The sequence below is a fragment of the Neorhizobium sp. USDA 3394 genome (genome assembly GCF_056280385.1).
This window is the reverse complement of the sequence record NZ_JBWCDU010000001.1, coordinates 3991769-4009293: the sequence shown is the minus strand read 5'-3', so window position 1 is coordinate 4009293 and position 17525 is coordinate 3991769. Positions and strand designations below refer to the sequence as shown.

Annotated in this window: 14 protein-coding genes; 10 read left to right on the top strand and 4 right to left on the bottom strand. The window is 62.4% G+C overall.

Features of this window, described 5'->3' with window-relative positions; genetic code table 11:
- The first annotated feature begins 337 nt into the window (after nucleotides 1-337).
- From ACZ9EJ_RS19715 to ACZ9EJ_RS19695, 5 genes are all read left to right on the top strand, one after another.
- The gene (locus ACZ9EJ_RS19715; RefSeq protein ID WP_052764671.1) at nucleotides 338-1873 is read left to right on the top strand and encodes an ABC transporter substrate-binding protein; all 1536 of its coding nucleotides are present in this window, start codon (nucleotides 338-340) and stop codon (nucleotides 1871-1873) included.
- 76 nt (nucleotides 1874-1949) lie between these two features.
- Complete coding sequence (locus tag ACZ9EJ_RS19710; RefSeq protein WP_046631936.1) at nucleotides 1950-2966, top strand: ABC transporter permease; 1017 nt, start codon at nucleotides 1950-1952, stop codon at nucleotides 2964-2966.
- 1 nt (nucleotide 2967) lies between these two features.
- Nucleotides 2968-3843, top strand: coding sequence for an ABC transporter permease (locus ACZ9EJ_RS19705; protein WP_046631587.1), 876 nt, complete (start codon nucleotides 2968-2970; stop codon nucleotides 3841-3843).
- Between the two features lies 1 nt (nucleotide 3844).
- Complete coding sequence (locus ACZ9EJ_RS19700) at nucleotides 3845-5722, top strand: dipeptide ABC transporter ATP-binding protein (protein WP_052764670.1); 1878 nt, start codon at nucleotides 3845-3847, stop codon at nucleotides 5720-5722.
- The gene (locus ACZ9EJ_RS19695) at nucleotides 5722-6897 is read left to right on the top strand and encodes an alpha-hydroxy acid oxidase (RefSeq protein WP_046641746.1); all 1176 of its coding nucleotides are present in this window, start codon (nucleotides 5722-5724) and stop codon (nucleotides 6895-6897) included. Before ACZ9EJ_RS19700 ends, ACZ9EJ_RS19695 begins: the two co-directional genes overlap by 1 nt.
- A 16-nt stretch (nucleotides 6898-6913) precedes the next feature.
- Here ACZ9EJ_RS19695 and ACZ9EJ_RS19690 read toward each other — a convergent pair whose 3' ends face one another.
- Nucleotides 6914-7618: an EthD domain-containing protein gene (locus ACZ9EJ_RS19690; protein ID WP_046641745.1), complete on the bottom strand. Its 705-nt coding sequence runs from the start codon at nucleotides 7616-7618 to the stop codon at nucleotides 6914-6916.
- 374 nt (nucleotides 7619-7992) lie between these two features.
- Between ACZ9EJ_RS19690 and ACZ9EJ_RS19685 the strand changes: the two genes are divergently transcribed.
- Both ACZ9EJ_RS19685 and ACZ9EJ_RS19680 read left to right on the top strand, forming a co-directional pair.
- Nucleotides 7993-8790 (top strand): ABC transporter substrate-binding protein, encoded by a 798-nt coding sequence (locus ACZ9EJ_RS19685; RefSeq protein ID WP_046641773.1) that lies wholly within the window; start codon nucleotides 7993-7995, stop codon nucleotides 8788-8790.
- A 79-nt stretch (nucleotides 8791-8869) separates the two neighbouring features.
- Nucleotides 8870-9544 (top strand): amino acid ABC transporter permease, encoded by a 675-nt coding sequence (locus tag ACZ9EJ_RS19680; protein ID WP_007754488.1) that lies wholly within the window; start codon nucleotides 8870-8872, stop codon nucleotides 9542-9544.
- Nucleotides 9545-9553: 9 nt separating this feature from the next.
- Here ACZ9EJ_RS19680 and ACZ9EJ_RS19675 read toward each other — a convergent pair whose 3' ends face one another.
- Nucleotides 9554-10069 carry a MarR family winged helix-turn-helix transcriptional regulator gene (locus ACZ9EJ_RS19675; protein ID WP_046631578.1) on the bottom strand — a complete coding sequence of 172 codons (516 nt, stop codon included), beginning with the start codon at nucleotides 10067-10069 and terminating at the stop codon, nucleotides 9554-9556.
- 457 nt (nucleotides 10070-10526) lie between these two features.
- Between ACZ9EJ_RS19675 and ACZ9EJ_RS19670 the strand changes: the two genes are divergently transcribed.
- The 3 genes from ACZ9EJ_RS19670 to ACZ9EJ_RS19660 all read left to right on the top strand — a co-directional run bounded on the left by ACZ9EJ_RS19670 (nucleotide 10527) and on the right by ACZ9EJ_RS19660 (nucleotide 13503).
- A complete protein-coding gene (locus ACZ9EJ_RS19670) occupies nucleotides 10527-11309 on the top strand; it encodes a cyclase family protein (protein WP_046641744.1) in 783 nt (260 codons plus the stop codon).
- Nucleotides 11310-11374: 65 nt separating this feature from the next.
- The gene (locus tag ACZ9EJ_RS19665) at nucleotides 11375-12964 is read left to right on the top strand and encodes a phytoene desaturase family protein (RefSeq protein ID WP_046641743.1); all 1590 of its coding nucleotides are present in this window, start codon (nucleotides 11375-11377) and stop codon (nucleotides 12962-12964) included.
- 29 nt (nucleotides 12965-12993) lie between these two features.
- A complete protein-coding gene (locus ACZ9EJ_RS19660) occupies nucleotides 12994-13503 on the top strand; it encodes a MarR family winged helix-turn-helix transcriptional regulator (protein WP_046631931.1) in 510 nt (169 codons plus the stop codon).
- Nucleotides 13504-13508: 5 nt separating this feature from the next.
- Here ACZ9EJ_RS19660 and ACZ9EJ_RS19655 read toward each other — a convergent pair whose 3' ends face one another.
- Entirely contained in the window at nucleotides 13509-14879 is a 1371-nt protein-coding gene (locus ACZ9EJ_RS19655) for a virulence factor family protein (RefSeq protein ID WP_046641742.1), read from the bottom strand.
- Nucleotides 14876-17458, bottom strand: coding sequence for a bifunctional lysylphosphatidylglycerol flippase/synthetase MprF (gene mprF, locus ACZ9EJ_RS19650; RefSeq protein WP_046641741.1), 2583 nt, complete (start codon nucleotides 17456-17458; stop codon nucleotides 14876-14878). The genes ACZ9EJ_RS19655 and mprF overlap by 4 nt, the downstream gene beginning before the upstream one ends.
- Nucleotides 17459-17525: the final 67 nt, after the last annotated feature.

The following is a 17525-nucleotide window of genomic DNA, read 5'->3' as shown; positions in this document are numbered from 1 at the left end:
AATTGGAAAGGACGTCAATGGATTTTTACCGGGGTGTTTTTTGACCGCCCATTTAGTGATCGCCGTCATCAGGTCCTCAACCTGCAGGCTGACAAAAAACCGGCATTTCCGGCCTTTACACGCATAAGTCGACGGGATTCTCAATTTCTCATGATCGGAAATTTTAGGCTTGAAGTAATTTATACCGCGTTCTACGATCCCCTCAATTGTTAAGGGGACGACCGCAAAAAGCGGCATCGAAAATCAAGAGAAGCCCCTGGCAGGATTGCAGGCTTGCGTTTCACCAACCGCCGCAGGTCCGTCGGTCACGATCGACGGGCAAACCAGAGGGATCGTCATGACTTTTGAAATCGACCGCAGAAATCTCCTGCAGATGCTCGGCCTTGCCGCGGTCAGCGGCTCCGTGCTCTCGCAGGCCAGCTTCGCCTTCGCCCAGGGCACCGAGAGCGTCACCATCGGCTGGCCGTCCGACGTGCCGTCCTGGGACCCGAACCTGCGCTTCGTTCCGGATGCGCAGCCGCTCTTCAAGATGGTCTTCGACCAGCCGCTCGACCAGTCGCCGGACCTGAAGCTCATCGGCAATCTCATCACCAAGTGGGAGCTGAAGCCGGACGGCCTTTCGATGCCGTTCGAGATCCGCAGCGACGTGAAGTTCCACAACGGCGATCCGATGACGATGGAGGACTTCAAGTACACCTTCGTCGACCGTATCAAATCCGGCCTGAAGCTCGACATCGCCAATTCCTGGCGCACGCTGACCGACATCGAGATCCTCTCGCCGACATCCGGCGTCATGAAGTTCTCGGCACCGACTCCGACAGCGCCGCAGTGGCTTGCCTTCCTCGGCAGCTATCTGGTGCCGAAGAAATATATCGAATCCGTCGGCCCGGAAGAATTCGCCAAGAAGCCGGTCGGCACCGGCCCCTATAAGCTCGTCGACTATCAGATGAACTCCCGCATCGTGCTGGAGCGCAACGACGACTATTTCGGCACCAAGCCGAAGATCAAGCGCGTCACCATCGACATCATCAAGGACCCGTCGGCGCGCACCGCTGCCATCCAGTCCGGCCAGGTGGACCTGACCGTCAATATTCCGGTGCGTGAAGCCGAGCGGCTCGGCAAGACCGACGGTCTGACCGCCGAGATCAACCCCTTTACCCGCCTGATCCTTCTGCAGATGCGCAACGACCTGGGCTTTACGGACAAGGCCGTCCGTCTTGCCGCCCACCATGCGATCGACAAGGCAGCGCTTTCCAAGGCGTTCTATGGCGGTGCCGCCGTGCCGCTCTCGATTCCGGCAACCCCCGGCACGCCGGGTTACCTGCCCGACTACAAGTTCCCCTACGACCCGGAACTGTCGAAGAAGCTTTTGGCCGACGCGGGCTACACCGCGGACAAGCCCGCAACCTTCAAACTCGCCGCGACCAACGGCCAGTTCCCGAGCGACTTCGATATCGCCCGCGCCCTGGTGCAGATGTGGCAAAAGGTCGGCCTCAAGGTCGAACTCGAACAGATCGAATACTCGAAATATTTCGAGCTCAACCGCGGCGGCAAGCTGCCGGAAGCGACCCTCTACAGCTTCGACAACGCCACCGGCGACCCGGAAATCTTCTCCGGTTATCTGATGAACCCGAAAATGCCGTTCGGCGCCTGGAAGGGTCCGGAGATCGGTGAGAAGATCCTCAAGCTCTTCGTCGAACCGGTCTATGAGAAGCGCATCGCCGGTTACAAGGCCGTCGCGCAGGAAGCTGTCGAGACCGGCGCCAATATTCCGATCCTGCAGAGCGTCCAGACGCTGGTCAAGAAGAAGAGCCTCAACTACGTCAAGTATGGCAATGCCTGGGTTCTGGGCAGCACCATGTCCTGGTCCTGATACCGGCTGACTTCGCCATCCTGGGGTCCGGGTACGCCCGGACCCATTCCTTCACATCGTCATACGGGGCATGCGCATGTTTGCGACCATTGCCAAGCTCTTGGTAAAGCGTGTCCTCACCGCGATACCGATCCTGCTGCTTGTTTCCGCGCTTCTCTTCTGCATCCTGCGCATCCTGCCGGTCGATCCGGCCGCGATGTCCCTGCCGCCCAATGCGACGGTCCAGGAAGTCGAGGCGATGCGCGCGGAAATGGGGCTCAACCTGCCGCTCTATCAGCAGTATGGCATCTGGCTGAACAAGCTCTTCCACGGCGATATCGGCCGCTCCATCCATTTCCGCCAGGATGTGACGAGCCTGATCGGTTCGACACTGCCCGCCACTATCGAGCTTGCCGTCATCGCCATGATGGTCGCAACCGTCTTCGGCCTCGCGGGCGGTCTCTTCCTGTTCTACGTGCGCGGCACCCGCGCCGAAGCCGTGATGGATTTCTTTTCCATCCTGCTGCTCTCGCTTCCTGAGTTCCTCTGGAGCCTGTTCCTGCTCCTCATATTCGGCGTCTTTTTCGAGGTTCTGCCCTTTACCGGCCGCCTCAGCCCCGGTTTCGAGCGCCCGCTCGTCACCGGTTTCCTGCTGCTCGACAGCCTGATCACCGGCAATATCCCGACATTCTTCAATGCGCTCCAGCACATGATCCTGCCGTGCCTCGCACTCGGCATCGCATTGTCTCCGTCGCTCATGCGCGTGCTGCGCTCGAGCCTCCTCGATGCCTACCAGGATGACTACATCCAGCAGGCCCGCCTTCGCGGGCTTTCCGAAAAGCGCATCCTGATCCGCCACGGCCTGAAGAACGCCATCCTGCCGACGCTCAGCCTGATGGGCGTGCAGTTCGGCTTCCTGTTCGGCGGCACGCTGCTGGTCGAAATCATCTATTCCTATCCGGGCATGGGCAACCTGATGGTCGATGCCATCCGCAACGCGGACCTGCCGATCATCCAGGGCGCGGGGCTTACCTATTGCGTCGCCGTTCTGGTGATCAGCATCGTGGTCGACAGCCTCTATCTGATCCTCAACCCGAAACTGAGGGTGCGCTGACATGCTGCAATATACGAAGGGGCGACCGCTTCCACTCTGGCTGAAATCCGGCCGTGTCCAGACAGGCCTTGTGATCATCTTCATTCTGGCCGTCTGCGCGATCTTCGCACCCTACCTGGCGCCCAACGATCCGAACGAGCAGAACCTGCTGTCGATCCTGACCCCTCCGATCTGGGCCGAAGGCGGCGATGCGATGTTTCCGCTCGGCACGGACAGCCTCGGCCGCTGCGTCCTCTCCCGCCTGATTTTCGGCGCCCGCGTGGCGCTCACCGTCGCGTTCACGGCCTCGATCGGCGCGATGGTCATCGGCGCCTTTTTCGCCCACGTCGCAGGTTATTTCGGCGGCTGGGTCGATTGGGTGATCGGCCGCATCGTCGAAATCTGGCTCTCCTTCCCTCCTGTCATTCTGTCCCTGATCCTGATGGTCGGCCTCGGCACCGGGTTGCGCAACGTCGTGCTCGCCATCATCCTGGTCGACTGGACCCGTTTCTGTCGCGTGCTGCGAAGCGAAGTGATCGTCCTGCGCCGGCGCGACTACGTCTCTGCCGCGCAGCTCATCGGCTTCTCGCACTGGCGCACCATCACCCGCGAAATCCTGCCCGGTACCCTGCCGCTGCTCATCACACTGATGAGCCTCGAAATGGGCGTCGCCATCATCGTCGAGGCGATCCTCTCCTTTGTCGGCATGAGCGTCGGCTCGGAAACGGCGGCCTGGGGCCAGATGATCGCCGATGCGCGCCAGAACATCTACGACGCGCCGTTCAACCTGATCGCGCCGATCTTCGCGATCTTCTTCGCGGTCTTCGGTTTCAATATCCTGGGCGACGGCCTGCGCCGCACCCTCGACACGCGCCTGACCCAGACGGAGCGCACCTGACATGGCCATTCTTACCGCCCAAAATCCCATTCTTTCCGCAAGGAATCTCTGCGTTGAATCGGTAGGAGCCAAGGAAAGCTTCCCGGTCCTGACCGATCTCAACTTCTCCCTGGAGCCCGGCAAGATCCTCGGCCTGGTCGGCGAATCCGGGGCTGGCAAATCGATGATCGGCCGCACCATCTCGCAATATCTGCCGAAGGGTTTCGCGGTCACCAAGGGCACCCTCGCCTTCGACGGCGAGGACCTGGTGAGCATGTTGCCGGAACGACGCCGCAACCTTCTCGGCCGCGACATCGCCTTCATCCCGCAGGAGCCGCTTTCCGGCCTCAACCCGGTGCTGACTGTCGGCCAGCAGATCAAGGAACATCTTCTGCGGATCGGCCTTGCCGCCGGAGAGAACTGGCGCGAGCGGGCGCTGAAGGAGTTCGAATCCGTCCATCTGCCGCATGGCGCGGCACTGCTGGAAAAATACCCGCACCAGCTTTCCGGCGGCATGTGCCAGCGCATCCTGATCGCCATGGCCTTTGCCAGCCGCCCGCGCCTGCTGATCGCCGACGAACCGACCACCGCACTCGACGTCACCATTCAGGCCCGCATCGTCAAGCTGATCGCCGAAATGCAGAAACGCGACGGCACGGCGGTGATCTTCATCACCCACGACCTGCGCCTCGCTTCGCAGATCAGCGACGAGATCATGGTGCTCTATGCCGGCCGCCCGGCCGAGCGGGGCCCTGCCAAGCAGCTTTTCTCGTCCCCGGCGCATCCCTATACGCGCTGCCTGCAACTCGCCAATCCGACGATCACAGGCCCCCGCCGCGGCCTCTTCATCCTGCCCGAGCGGATGCCTGGCCTGCGGGTGCTCAAGGAGTTGAAAGGCTGCCGTTTCGCCTCGCGCTGTCCGAACGCGATCGAGGCCTGCACGGAGATCGAACCACCGCTTGCCGATATCGGCCCGAACCATATTGCCGCCTGCATTCGCACGGAAAAGACGCCGGACATCGTGCCGCCGCCGCTGGCGCCCGGCCGCGAGGTCGCATCGGCCAGGATCCATCTCAACGGCGAGAAGCTCACCAAGGCCTACACGACCGCCTGGAGCCCGTTCGCCAAGCGCAGCAGCTTCAAGGCCGTCAGCAGTGTCGACTTTTCACTCGGCGAGGGTGAGTTCGTCGGCATTGTCGGCGAAAGCGGCAGCGGCAAGAGCTCGCTCGCACGCCTCGTCGTCGGCCTCGATACGCCGACAGATGGCAGGATCACGCTTGCCGGCCGCGACATCACCGCCAACGGCAATGCCGACCGGGCCTATCGTCGCGAATACATCCAGATGGTCTTCCAGGACCCGCAATCGGCGCTCAACCCGCGCCGGCGGATCGGCAGCATCGTCACCCAGGCGAACGAGGCAAGCGGGCTGCACAACAGTACCCGCGAACGCATGGACCGCGCCGCCGAACTCTTGAAGGAAATCGGCCTGCCGCCGGATGCGGCGATGCGCTTTCCCTCGCAGCTCTCGGGCGGCCAGAAACAGCGCGTCAACATCGCCCGCGCGCTTTGCACCCTGCCGCGCATCCTCGTCGCCGACGAGATCGTGTCCGGCCTCGACGTCTCGGTGCAGGCGCAGCTTCTCGACCTTCTGCTGAAACTGCGCGACGAACACGGATTCTCCATGCTGTTCATCAGCCACGACCTTTCGGTCGTTCGTTATCTCTGCGATCGGGTCATGGTCATGTATCGCGGCGAGGTGGTGGAAAGCGGCAGAACGGAAACGGTATTTGCCGATCCACAGCACGCCTATACCCGCAGCCTGCTCGCCGCAGTGCCGCCGGATGACGTCAATGCCGAATGGTCGCCGGTGCTGGCGGAAGCCGGCTATCAGGTCGAGTGATGGCGATCGCCGGACGGCGATATTATAGCGGCAGGAATGTCGGCCGCGCCGTCACGATCGCGGACCTCCAGGCCATGGCGCGCAGCCGCCTGCCCGCCTTCGTGCTGGAATATCTCGAAGGCGGCGCCGAGGAGGAATGGACGCTCCGCCGCAACCGCGAAGTCTTTTCGGAAATCGAGTTCCGCCCCTCGACACTGACCGGCGTCGGCGTGCCCGATCTTTCGACGAAAATCTTCGGACGGACGATGCGGCTGCCCTTCATCATCGCACCGACCGGCTTCAACGGCCTCTTCCAGTATCAGGGAGACCGGCTGCTGGCTGAAGCGGCCGCCAAGGCTGGTGTCACCTTCACCCAGAGCACTGTCTCCAACATGCGGATCGAGGAGCTTTCCAACATCCCCGATCTGAACCACTGGATGCAGCTCTACGTCTTCCGCTCGCAGGCCTTCATGGACGAACTGGTCGGCCGCGCCGAAAGAGCCGGCTGCCAGGCGCTGATGGTGACGACCGATGCCGCGACTTTCGGCAACCGCGAATGGGACCGCCGCAACTACCGCTCCGGCATGGACCCGACCTTCCGCCACAAGCTGGATATTTTCTGCCATCCGCGCTGGGCTTTGTCGGTCATGGCGCGTGGCATCCCGCCCTTCGGCAACCTTCTCGATTTCCTCCCCGTGGACCAGCAGACCTTCGCCCGCACGGCCATCTGGTCGCGCGAGCAGGTGGAGCCGGACCTTCACTGGAGCCACATCCGCCACTTGCGCAAAATCTGGAAGCGCCCGCTGATCATCAAGGGCGTCATGACGCTGCGCGATGCGGAGCTGGCCGTCGATGCGGGCGCAGATGGCATCGTCATCAGCAATCACGGCGGACGCCAGCTAGACGGCGCACCGTCGCCGATCACCATCCTGCCGAAGATCGCCAGCAAGCTGAAAGGCAGGATCACCATCCTCGCCGACAGCGGTTTCCGCCGCGGCACGGATATCGTCAAGGCCCTGGCGCTCGGCGCCGATGCGATCATGACCGGCCGCGCCACGCTCTATGGACTTGCGGCCGGCGGCGAGGCGGGTGCGGCTCGCGCCATCGCCATCCTCGAAGAAGAGACCCGCCGCACGATGGCGCTTCTCGGATGTCGCTCGGTCGCCGATCTCAACCGCGACCATATCAAGCTCTGAATGAACTCATCGCCCTTCAAGGGACGATGATCTTGGTTTCCATCGGGAAATGGGAATTGCCGCCTTCGAAGGGCGGGAAGGTCTTGAAATCCTCACGCATGGCGATGCGCGCCGGAGATTGCAGCGCGGCCTGCAGTGCTGCCGGGCTGTCGAACATCACCCGGTTGCGCTGCATGTGGTTGACCCGTTCCCAGGGAAGGAAACCGCACCAGTCGATCCGCGACAGGACCTCGATCTTGCGAATGCCGGGGAAAGTGCGCATCACCGGCGGATGATGGCTGACATAGTGATGCATCCAGACGTTCAGGTCTTCGGCCGGGCCGGTGTAATGCACCACGTAGGAACAGGGATTTCCGTTCTTCGCCATATCGAGCCTGGCCTCGTCGACCGGGAAATGCCGCGCATACATGGCCTGCTGCGTGCCCTTGGCGCCGCGGATGCTCGACAGTACGCCGGAGGCGGCAAGCTGTTGCAGGTGCCCAGCCGGCGCCATCGCGTCTTCCAGGTCCGTTAGGTCGTTGAAGTAGAGCTGCATGCCGAAGATCGGCGACTGCTCATCCTTGTTGTACATGTCCTTGGTGACTTCGGGCGTGTAGAGATTGGCAGCGGTGAGGCCAGGTGTCAGCTTGACGATCTCGGCAACCGTCTCGACATCCGCCTTGCTCACTTCGAGCTGGCTTCCATCGACATTCTCGAAAAAGGCGAAATAGGCAAAACGCATGGCGTGGCTTCCTGCTTCTCTATGGGGCCGCAACGATTGCCGGCGGCCTCTGTTCCCCGGTCGTAGTCCACTATCGAGCCGTCGGCGGTGAAAAACAAGTTTAGACCTAAACTATTTTCAAGCTTGTTTTACGGACCGAAACGCACCGCAGGGGACATGATTTAAGCTTCAATCTTTCCGCTTGAATCTTGCTGGATTTTCGATCACGATCCGCTTCCACGCGCGTTGAAGAGGATAGGGACGCCGCCGGATAGCTCTTGGGAGAGGGCCTGCGCCACGTCGCTCCACCTGCCGATCATCAGGAATAATTTCGCATCCGATCCGGCTGGAAAAGCGCCCGCCGGCACCAGAACAGAGGGAACGCAATCATGACCATGAGCCTTTTCCGCCGCGCCTTTTTCGGCCTCGCGGGTGCCGCCGCCCTGTCCGTCGCAAGCGCCGGTTCGGCCTCCGCCGCAGCGCTTGCCGTTGGCTCCTATCCCAGCAATCCGCCCTTCGAATACAAGACCGCTACGGGTACTTTCGAGGGTTTCGAGGTCGATATCGTCAACGAAGTCGCCAAGCGCCTCGGCATGACGGTCGAGATTTCCGACCTCGGCTTCCAGGCTCTGTTCGCCGCCACTTCCTCGAAGCGTATCGATGTCGCGATCTCCTCGATCACCATCACCAAGGAGCGCCTCGGCAGCCAGTCCTTCACGCAGGCCTATTATGACGCCGACATGGGCATAGCCACCCGCAAGGAAGCGGCCATTTCCAAGGTCGAGGACCTCAAGGGCAAGGTCGTCGGCGTCCTGGCCGGCTCCACGGGCGACAAGTGGGCCAAGGACAACAAGGAAAAATACGGCATCACCGACATCAAGAGCTACAACGCCCAGCAGGACCTGCTGATGGATCTCTCCGCCGGCCGTGCCGACGTGGCGGTCAGCGACGTCCCGGGCATGGAATACGCCTTCCTCAAGATGAAGGACCTCGCCGTCAAGGTACGCATCAAGACCGGCGAACAGTACGGCCTGATGATGACCAAGGACCATCCGCTGCTCGCCAAGGCGAACGACGCGATCACCGCCATGAAGAAGGACGGCACGCTGGCCGCGATCCACAAGAAGTGGTTCGGCTCCGATCCCGCCGCCGGTTCCGCCTCCGCCGTCGAACAGCCGCTGCCGAAGCCCTGAGCCGGCTATCGATTTCGCAAATCCCAGTCATGCCGGCCGGCGACGGCCGGCATTTTCTTGAGCATAGAGGCACCAGGAAATGACACTCCTCGACACTTTCTTCAATCTCGGGGTTCTCGGCGACGCGTTTCCGGCGCTGCTGCGCGGACTGATCAACACCTTCCTGCTCGGCGTCGCCGGCATCGGTTTCGGCATTCCCATCGGCCTGGTGATCGCGCTTCTGCGCCTCTACGGGCCGAAGCCGGTGCGCTATCTGATGGTGCTCTATATCGACATATTTCGCGCTGCGCCGATGCTGGTCGTGCTCATCCTCATCTATTACGCGCTGCCCTTCGTCGGCATCCGCCTGTCCTCGTGGACGTCCGCGGGTCTCGCCTTCTCGATCGTCATGGCCGCCTATTCGGCGGAAATCTTCCGCTCCGGAATCGAGGGGATCCCCCGCGGCCAGTTCGAGGCCGCCGCGGCGCTCGGGCTGCCCTTCTCCGTCACGCTACGCAAGGTCGTGCTGCCGCAGGCGATCCGCATCGTCATTCCGCCGATGACCAACAACTGCGTCTCGATGTTCAAGGATACGTCACTTGCCTCCACCGTCGCACTGCCCGAACTCCTCAAGGAGGCGACGGACGCGCAGGCGCTCTATGCCAACCCGACGCCGCTGATCGGCGCCGCACTGATCTATATCGCCTTCCTCTGGCCGATGGTGCGGCTGGTCAACCTTCTCGAACAACGGTTCAACAAGGAAAAGAAGCGCTGACGGTAAAGCCTATTCGAAGGCAGCGCCTGAGAGATGGTTGTTGGCGGAGCTCTTGATCGTGCCGATCTCCGACCACAACGCCGTTGTCATGCGCGGATCGACATCCGCCATCATGTCCTGCAGCCAGGCCTCATGCGCCGTGGCCATCGCCGCAAACAGCGTCATGCCCGCCTCGGTGAGTGTCGCGACCGTCACGCGCCGGTCGCCGTCCGGCGTCACGCGCTGGACATAACCGTCCGCTTCCAGCCTCTCGACAAGCCCGGTGACATTGCCGTTGGTAACCATGGTGCGCTTGGAAAGCTCGCCGAGCCGAAGCCCGTCCTTCTCGCGATAGAGCTGCGCCATCAAATCGAACTGCGGCAGCGTCGCGCCGAATTCGGCACGCAGGCGGCGGCGGATTTCCTGGCTGATCAACTTGGTGGTCGACAGCATACGCAGCCAGAGCCGCAGCTCCGGCTTCGACCGCCCCTGGGCGCCCTGAACGATGATCTCCAGATCGACGTTGATCGCTTCCGCTTCTGCCATTCCGAATATTGCCTCTGTAACCGAGCCACCGTCTAGAAGCAGATATTTGAAATGTCAAAGATTCCCGGGCCGGATCGCCCGCTGACGGATGCGGCCCACAAGCCCTTTATCACCGCCCCGATCGCCACAGCGTCAAAGAAAGCGCCCTCCCTCGTTCCAATTATCCATCCATATGCATATATTTTCCGAGGAGAGCAGCGAGCACGGGCAATTTGTCTGCAGCCGAACTGCCGCTCGCACTTGCCCTCAATCGAGTCGGAAACAAGCGGCTTCGAACAAAACTTGGCGATTTTTCACGGCGCATACGGAACGGAAATTTGCTCGCTGCCGCCCCTCCCGATTGCTTGCATCCTCATATTTTCTGCAATAGGCTCCCTCATCGGTTAGCGGCATCCGGCGAGGAAACCGGCTGCTGCCCGGCTCACGAAACCGGTCAATTCAAGGGGAACCCGGCACCATGTCTTCCAGCACGCTTACCAGTCTCGCTTCCGCTCTTCTTTCCGGCTCGGTCAAGGTCGTGGACCTGACGGCGCCGCTCGGGCCGGATACCCCCGTTCTCTACCTGCCGCCGCAGTTCGGCAAGAACACGCCGAAGGTCGCCGTCCACACGATCTCGGAATATAACGAGGACGGTCCGTTCTGGGCCTGGAACTGGCTGGAGCTCGGCGAGCACACCGGCACCCATTTCGACGCGCCCTGTCATTGGATCACCGGCAAGGACAAGCCGAACAACACCACCGACACCATCCCGCCGCAGAATTTCGTGGCGCCGGTCAATGTCATCGACCGTTCCAAGGAAGCCGCCGAAAACCCGGATTATCTGCTGACCGTCGACAGCATCAAGGAATGGGAAGCAGAGCATGGCGAGATCGAAGCCGGCAGCTGGGTGCTGATGCGCTCCGACTGGTACAAGCGCAACGGCTCGACCGAAACCTTCCTGAATGCCGACGAGAACGGCCCGCATTCTCCCGGCCCGACCGCCGAAGCGATCCAATACCTGATTTCGAAAGGCATTATCGGCTGGGGCCAGGAAACCATCGGCACCGACGCCGGCTCGGCCGGCGGCATGAACCCGCCCTTCCCGGCCCATAACCTCATGCACGGCGCCGGCAAATACGGTCTCGCATCGCTGTCGAACCTCGACCAGCTTCCGCCGAAGGGCGCCGTGCTGATCGCCGCACCGCTGAAGCTCGTCAAGGGCACCGGCTCGCCGGTCCGGGCGCTGGCTCTGATCGCCTGATCCAATCGAAGGGCCGGACCGGGAAGGTTCCGGCCCTTTCTGTATCCAGCGGAAAGACAGGCGGGATGGCGGATTTCGACTACATCATCGTCGGCAGCGGCATCAACACACTGGTCGCCGCCGCCATGCTCGGCAAGAAGGGCAAGAAGGTCCTCCTCCTGGAACGCAGCGACCGCATCGGCGGCTGCCTGCGCACGGAAGAGATCACCGAGCCGGGCTTTACCCACGACGTGATGGCCACCACCATGGTGCTGTTCCTCACCTCTCCCGCCTATGCCGCGCTCGGCAAGGACCTCGAAGCACACGGCCTTGAATTCGCCCATGCCGACCTGCCGACCGGCGTGCTGCGGTCCGACGGCTCCTCCGTCATCTTCTCCAAAGACAGGCAACGCAATATCGCGACGTTCGAAGCGCTCGCAGCCGGCGACGGCAGGACGTTCGACAAGGAAATGAGCGCCCTTGGCGCGGATGCCGCCTTTCTGTTCTCGCTGCTCGGCGGCGCGCTCTGGTCCGGCGCAACACTGAAGACGGTCGCCAGACAGGGATGGGGCAAAGGCCTGCGCCAGCTCGCCGCCTGGTTCGGCGATGCGCTGACGCCGGCACGCGGTTACCTCGAAACCACCTACAGGTCGGAAGCCGCTCACGCCCTCTGGGCGCCCTGGGTCCTGCATTGCGGCCTTGCTCCGGAAAGCGCCTATTCGGCCGAGATGGTCAAAGTCATCGGTTTTGCGATCGAACTTGCCGGCTGCCCGATCGTCAAGGGCGGCGCGGCCAATCTCGTCCGGGCCTTCGAACGGCTGATCGCGGATCAGGGCGGAGCGATCCGCACCGGCGCGGATGTCGAACGCATCCTTGCCGGCCCGGGCAACAAGGCCGCCGGCGTGCGGCTGGTTGGCGGCGAGACGATCGACGCCGCGTCCGGCGTGGTCTGCTCGACGACGCCCAACCAGATCTATGGCCGGCTGCTGAAGGACTGGCCGCAACCGGCCCCGGCCGAGATCCAGGAAGGCGTCGCCCGTTATCGCTATGGCAAGGGCAATATGCAGATCCACTACGCCCTTTCCGCGCCGCCGCGCTGGAAGGGCGATCCGGATCTCGCCAAGGTGGCGCTGCTGCACCTGACATCCGGTCTGGACGGCGTCTCGCGCGCCACCAACGAATGTGAACGCGGTCTGCTGCCCGCCGAGCCGACCGTTTGCGTCGGCCAGCCTGCCAGCTTCGATCCGTCACGCGCGCCGGAAGGCAAATCCGTGCTTTGGCTGCAGCTTCCCGAAGCGCCCCGCTTCATCAAGGGCGATGCGGCCGGTGAGATTGCCGCACCTGCGGACGGCCGCTGGACCGACGAGCTGCGCGAACTTTATGCCGACCGCATCGAGGCGCTGCTTTCCCGCCACATCGAGAACTTTGCCGAAATCAAGCTCGCCCGCCGCGCCTATTCGCCGGCCGATCTGGAATCGCTGAACATGAACCTCGTCGGCGGCGATCCCTATGGCGGCTTCTGCGGGCTCGACCAGTTTTTCCTCTGGCGACCCTTCAAGTCGTCTGTTAACCACCGCACGCACGTGCCGGGCCTTTATCATATTGGCGCCTCGACCCATCCGGGACCGGGGCTTGCCGGCGGCTCGGGCTTTCTGCTCGCATCGTCGTTGCGTTGAAACGACGTGGTCTAGGAGACATGGATTTCATGGCAGAACGGTTTTCAGGCGTGGTGCTGCGCTGGCATCAGGAGGGCGATCAGGAAAATCGGCCGACCATGGGCGAGATCGGCCTCAACCATTTCGCACCCTACCTGATGAACCGCATCATCTCCCGCTGGAACTCCAACATGGCGGAGGAGCTGCGTGAATACGACCTGTCGACTGCCAAGATGCGAACGCTCGCGGTCCTCAGCGTCTCCGCCTCGCTCACCATCAACGAGCTTTCCGTGTTCGCCGTCATCGAACAGTCGACCATGAGCCGCACGCTCGATTCCCTCGAAGACCAGGGTTACATCCGCCGCACACCGCGCGTCGAGGACATGCGCATCCGCGATGTGACGATCACCGAGGAAGGCCGCGCGGCCTTCGGGCGCTTCTGGCCGACCATGTACGATTCACTGCTGCGGATGTTCGACGGCATCGACGAGGAGGAATACCGCGCCTTTACGGGCACGCTCCACAAGATCCTCCTCAACATCCGCAAGCACGAGATCTGACCGGTCTATTTCGTCAGCCGTGTCTGAAGGCTGTCGCGGATGCGCTTGCCGAGCGCCTGGTAGTTCTCGTCGAAATGATGTCCGCCCTCGATCGGCACGACTTCGATGCCCTTGTCCTTCAAGGTCGGGCAGGGATCGTCGTCCTCGTCGGTGCCGTAGACGCATTGGATGAGCTTCGGATCGATCTTGACGATATCGGTCATCGGATCGCCGCCCTTGCCGTCGCCAGCGACGCCAAGCCAGCCGGTCACGGAAATTTCGTAGTCCACCTCATGCGACAGGCCGAGCAGGGTAATCTGCTTGACGCGCGCCCGGTCTGCTTCCGGCAGGAGGTTGTAGGTGGCGGGCAGAACATCCGCCCCGAACGAATAACCGACCAGCAGCACGTTCTGAACGCCCCATTGCCGGCGATAGTGTTCGATGATCTTCGCCAGGTCGTCCGCGGTCGCCTGGGGGCTGCGCTCGGACCAGAAGTAACGCAGCGAATCCAGCCCGATCGTCGGAATCCCCTGGGATTGCAGATAGCCGCCCACTTCGCTGTCGAGGTCCCGCCACCCGCCATCGCCGGAAAAGATCACCGCCATCGTGTTCATGGCCGGCTTGGCTTCGAGCACGTTCAATGGCAGGTCGAGCGGCTGGTTGGTCCGGCCGGCAGCCGCGATGCGAGCGGCAAGCGCCTGGGAGAGCGCCACATCGGAGGTCTCGTTCGAATTGCTGAGCTCGACCTCGGGGTGATCCTGTTTCAGGCGAAGACCATGTGCCTTGCCGGCGGTATCGGCTGTGGCTGTGGAAATGATCGTCACGACTGCAGGCAGAGCACCGTCGTCAAAGCCATAGACCGTGCGATCGCCGACCTTCTGCTTGGACGCCGGCGTGCAGAGTTCCTTGCCGAGCGGGATGCCGGCCAGCGGATCGACGGCAATCGCCTCCTCGATCGTCGCATTCGGGCTCTGGGAGATCATCGCCAGCGCCAACGCACCGCCTTCTCCGATGCCGGCGACAATCGGGTGGCGGTACTGCGTATTGCCGATCCGTCGCTGCACCTGCTGGGAGACGTCCTCGATATCGGAAACCATGTAGATGCATTCGCCGTCATCGGCGCCGAGCGACTTGATATAGGAGGGGAAATCGATGCCGACCACGGCGGCACCGGCCGCGAGCAGCTTCTGCGCCTCGATGTCCTCCCGAGCCCCCCAGCCCTGCCCGCCCGAAATCAGGAAGACGATGCCTTCGAGTTCGCTGCCATTGTTCGGCACGAGGATACGCGGCTGCGGGATAAGGCCCGTATGGTAATCCTGCTGATCCTGTGCAGCCGCCATCGGGACACCGGACAGCAGCGCTGCAAACACGATAACAAGAAAACGCAGATACATCATTTACCAACCACTCCCCTCAAGCCGCCGCCGATCAGGAGCGTTGCGTCCATCATCACGATGGCGGGGCTGACGCCCCCTGCCACAGCGAGATAACGCGGCTCCCAGGCAGGATGGAACTTCGACTTGAAAGCCTTCAACCCTTTGAAATTGTAGAACCGTTCACCGTGCTCGAAAACGACGCTGCCGATCCTGTCCCAGGCGAGCGCCGCCTCGCGTGTAGACATGCCGGAAAGCGGCGCCATGCCGAGATTGAAATGTCCATAACCGGCATCGCGCAGATATTCCATAATCTTCACGAACAGGAAGTCCATTGAGCCTTTCGGCGCATCCGGCATGAAGCGCATCAGGTCGACCGTGCCTTCCTGCTTCGTGTCCGTCAGCGACAGCGTCGCGAAGGCGACGATCCGGCCGTCCTTCCGCAGGATCGCGACCGGCTGGGCGCTGACATAGTCATCCCGGAAGGCACCGAGCGAAAAGGTCTTCTCGCGCGTGTTGTGATCTTCGAGCCAGGCATCCGACACGCGCCGCAGCTCCTCGATATGCGCCATCACATCCGGCTGCTCGATGACCGAAAATTCGAGCCCCTCGCGGGCACCTTTGTTGACGGCCTGACGAAGCCCGGCCAGCCGGCCGCCCTTGAGGTCGAAGCTGGACAGGTCGACGATCGCCAGTTCGCCGAGCTTGAAGGCCCTGAGGCCTGCATCGGCGCAATGCGAAAGGAGGCTGGGCGAAATCTGATAGAGCACGGCGCGGCCGCCTCGAGCCCGGGCTTCCTCGACGAAACGCCAGACGAGATCCGCTGTCTCCTCCTGCGGCCCGACCGGATCGAAAAGCGCAATCCAGGAGCGGCCCTGGATGCCGTACATGATGAAGGCATTGCCGCTGTCGGAGAACATCAGCCGCTTGTCGCCCATCCGGACAAGATTGGCGTCGGCATTGTCCTGGGCCATGACGAGCTGGATCGCCCGCTCGAGATCGTCCGCCGTGGACAATGCCGAACGTCGGGCCGCCGGCCGCAACAGGCTGAACACGGAGATCGTCGCCGCAAAAATCGCAAGGCCAAGGACCGCACGCAATCCGCGCGGAGCTTCCTCGGAAAACTCGAACTGCCACCAGAGTTCGCGGCTGTATTCCACTTCGCGATAAACGAAGAGCAGCACGGTGATCGCCGCGGCGACGACGATGAACATGGCGGCGATCCAGCTCGGCGTCAGCACCTGACCGAACAGCGACGCCCGGCGTTTGAACTGCTTGGCACTGAGGAAGAGGCTGACCAGCAGGATGATCAGGAACGTCGCCTCGAAAAGCGCGATCGCCCGCATGAAGGCGAAAACCAGCGCCAGAGAGGTGCAGACCATGGCGGTCCACCACGCCCCGTCCAGCCGCTGGCCGATGCCGCGCGCCGCGACGAACAGCAGGAGGCCGAGGATGCTGGAGAGAAAATGCGCGCCTTCGAACACCGGAAGCGGCAGGTAGTTGCCAAGAAAATTGATGTCGGAATCCGGCGTCGGCGTCACGCTCGAGAAGATCAGCATTGCGCCGGCGATCATCGAGAAGGTCGCCAGAAGCGGCGGCGCCAGGCGGAATTCAAGCTTTCGAAGCGTCGACGCAATGGGGTGATGGGCAAGTTGGCGAATTTCGACGCCGATCACCACCAGGGTGGCGATGAGCAGCGGCAGGACATGATAGATGACGCGGTAGAGGACGAGGCTGCCGAGCACTTCATCGAGGCTCACCGTATTGCCGAGTGCCGCGACGATCACCGTCTCGAAGACGCCGAGACCGGCCGGCACATGGCTGAGGACACCCAAGCCGATGGCGGTCGCATAGATCGCCAGGAAGGACGGCCAGCCGATTTCCGTCTGCGGCAGAAGCACGTAGAGGACGGAGGCGGAGGCGGCGACGTCAAGCGCCGTGATCAGGAACTGCTGCGAGGATGTACGGCTGTCCGGCAGGCGGATGCTCAATCGTCCGATGGATACCGTCCGTCCGCCACGCCCGAGGATCATAAGAGCGATGAGCACGAGGATGATCACGATCGCGCCGGCGCGGACCCACGTTCCGTCGATGTCGAGGATTGCTCCGATCCGCGGCGCCGTGACCAGCGATGCGAGTGCCGTGACCGCCAGAAGCCCTATACCGAAGGCGAGCGTCACAAATGCGATGACTCGACCGATATCGTCCGGCGAAAGCCCCAGGCGCGAATAGGCGCGGAACCGGATCGCTCCGCCGCTGAGGGCTCCGAAACCGGCCGTGTTACCGACCGCATAGGCGCTGAAAGCCGTGATCGCGACAGGCACGAAAGGCAGCGTCCGGCCGATATAGGTGATCGCGTTGATGTCGTATCCGACCAGCGCCGCGAAACTCAGTGCCGTGAAGAAAACAGCAAGGCCGACCGAAGACCAGCGCGTATTGCCAAGCGCCTCGATAACGTCGTCGTAGCTGACTTCGTTGGTGAGTTTGTAGATGGCAAATGTCGTGAACGCGAAAACCGCCAGCGCCGCCAGGGCGATGAGGTAAGGACGGTACGTCTCAAGGATGTCTCGAAAGCGACTTGGCTGACGATCCGTGGATTCCATGTGGGCTGCCGGGGCTGAAGAACTGCGCATCTAGGTTTCGGTCAGATGCGCAGCAAAAGCAACGGGA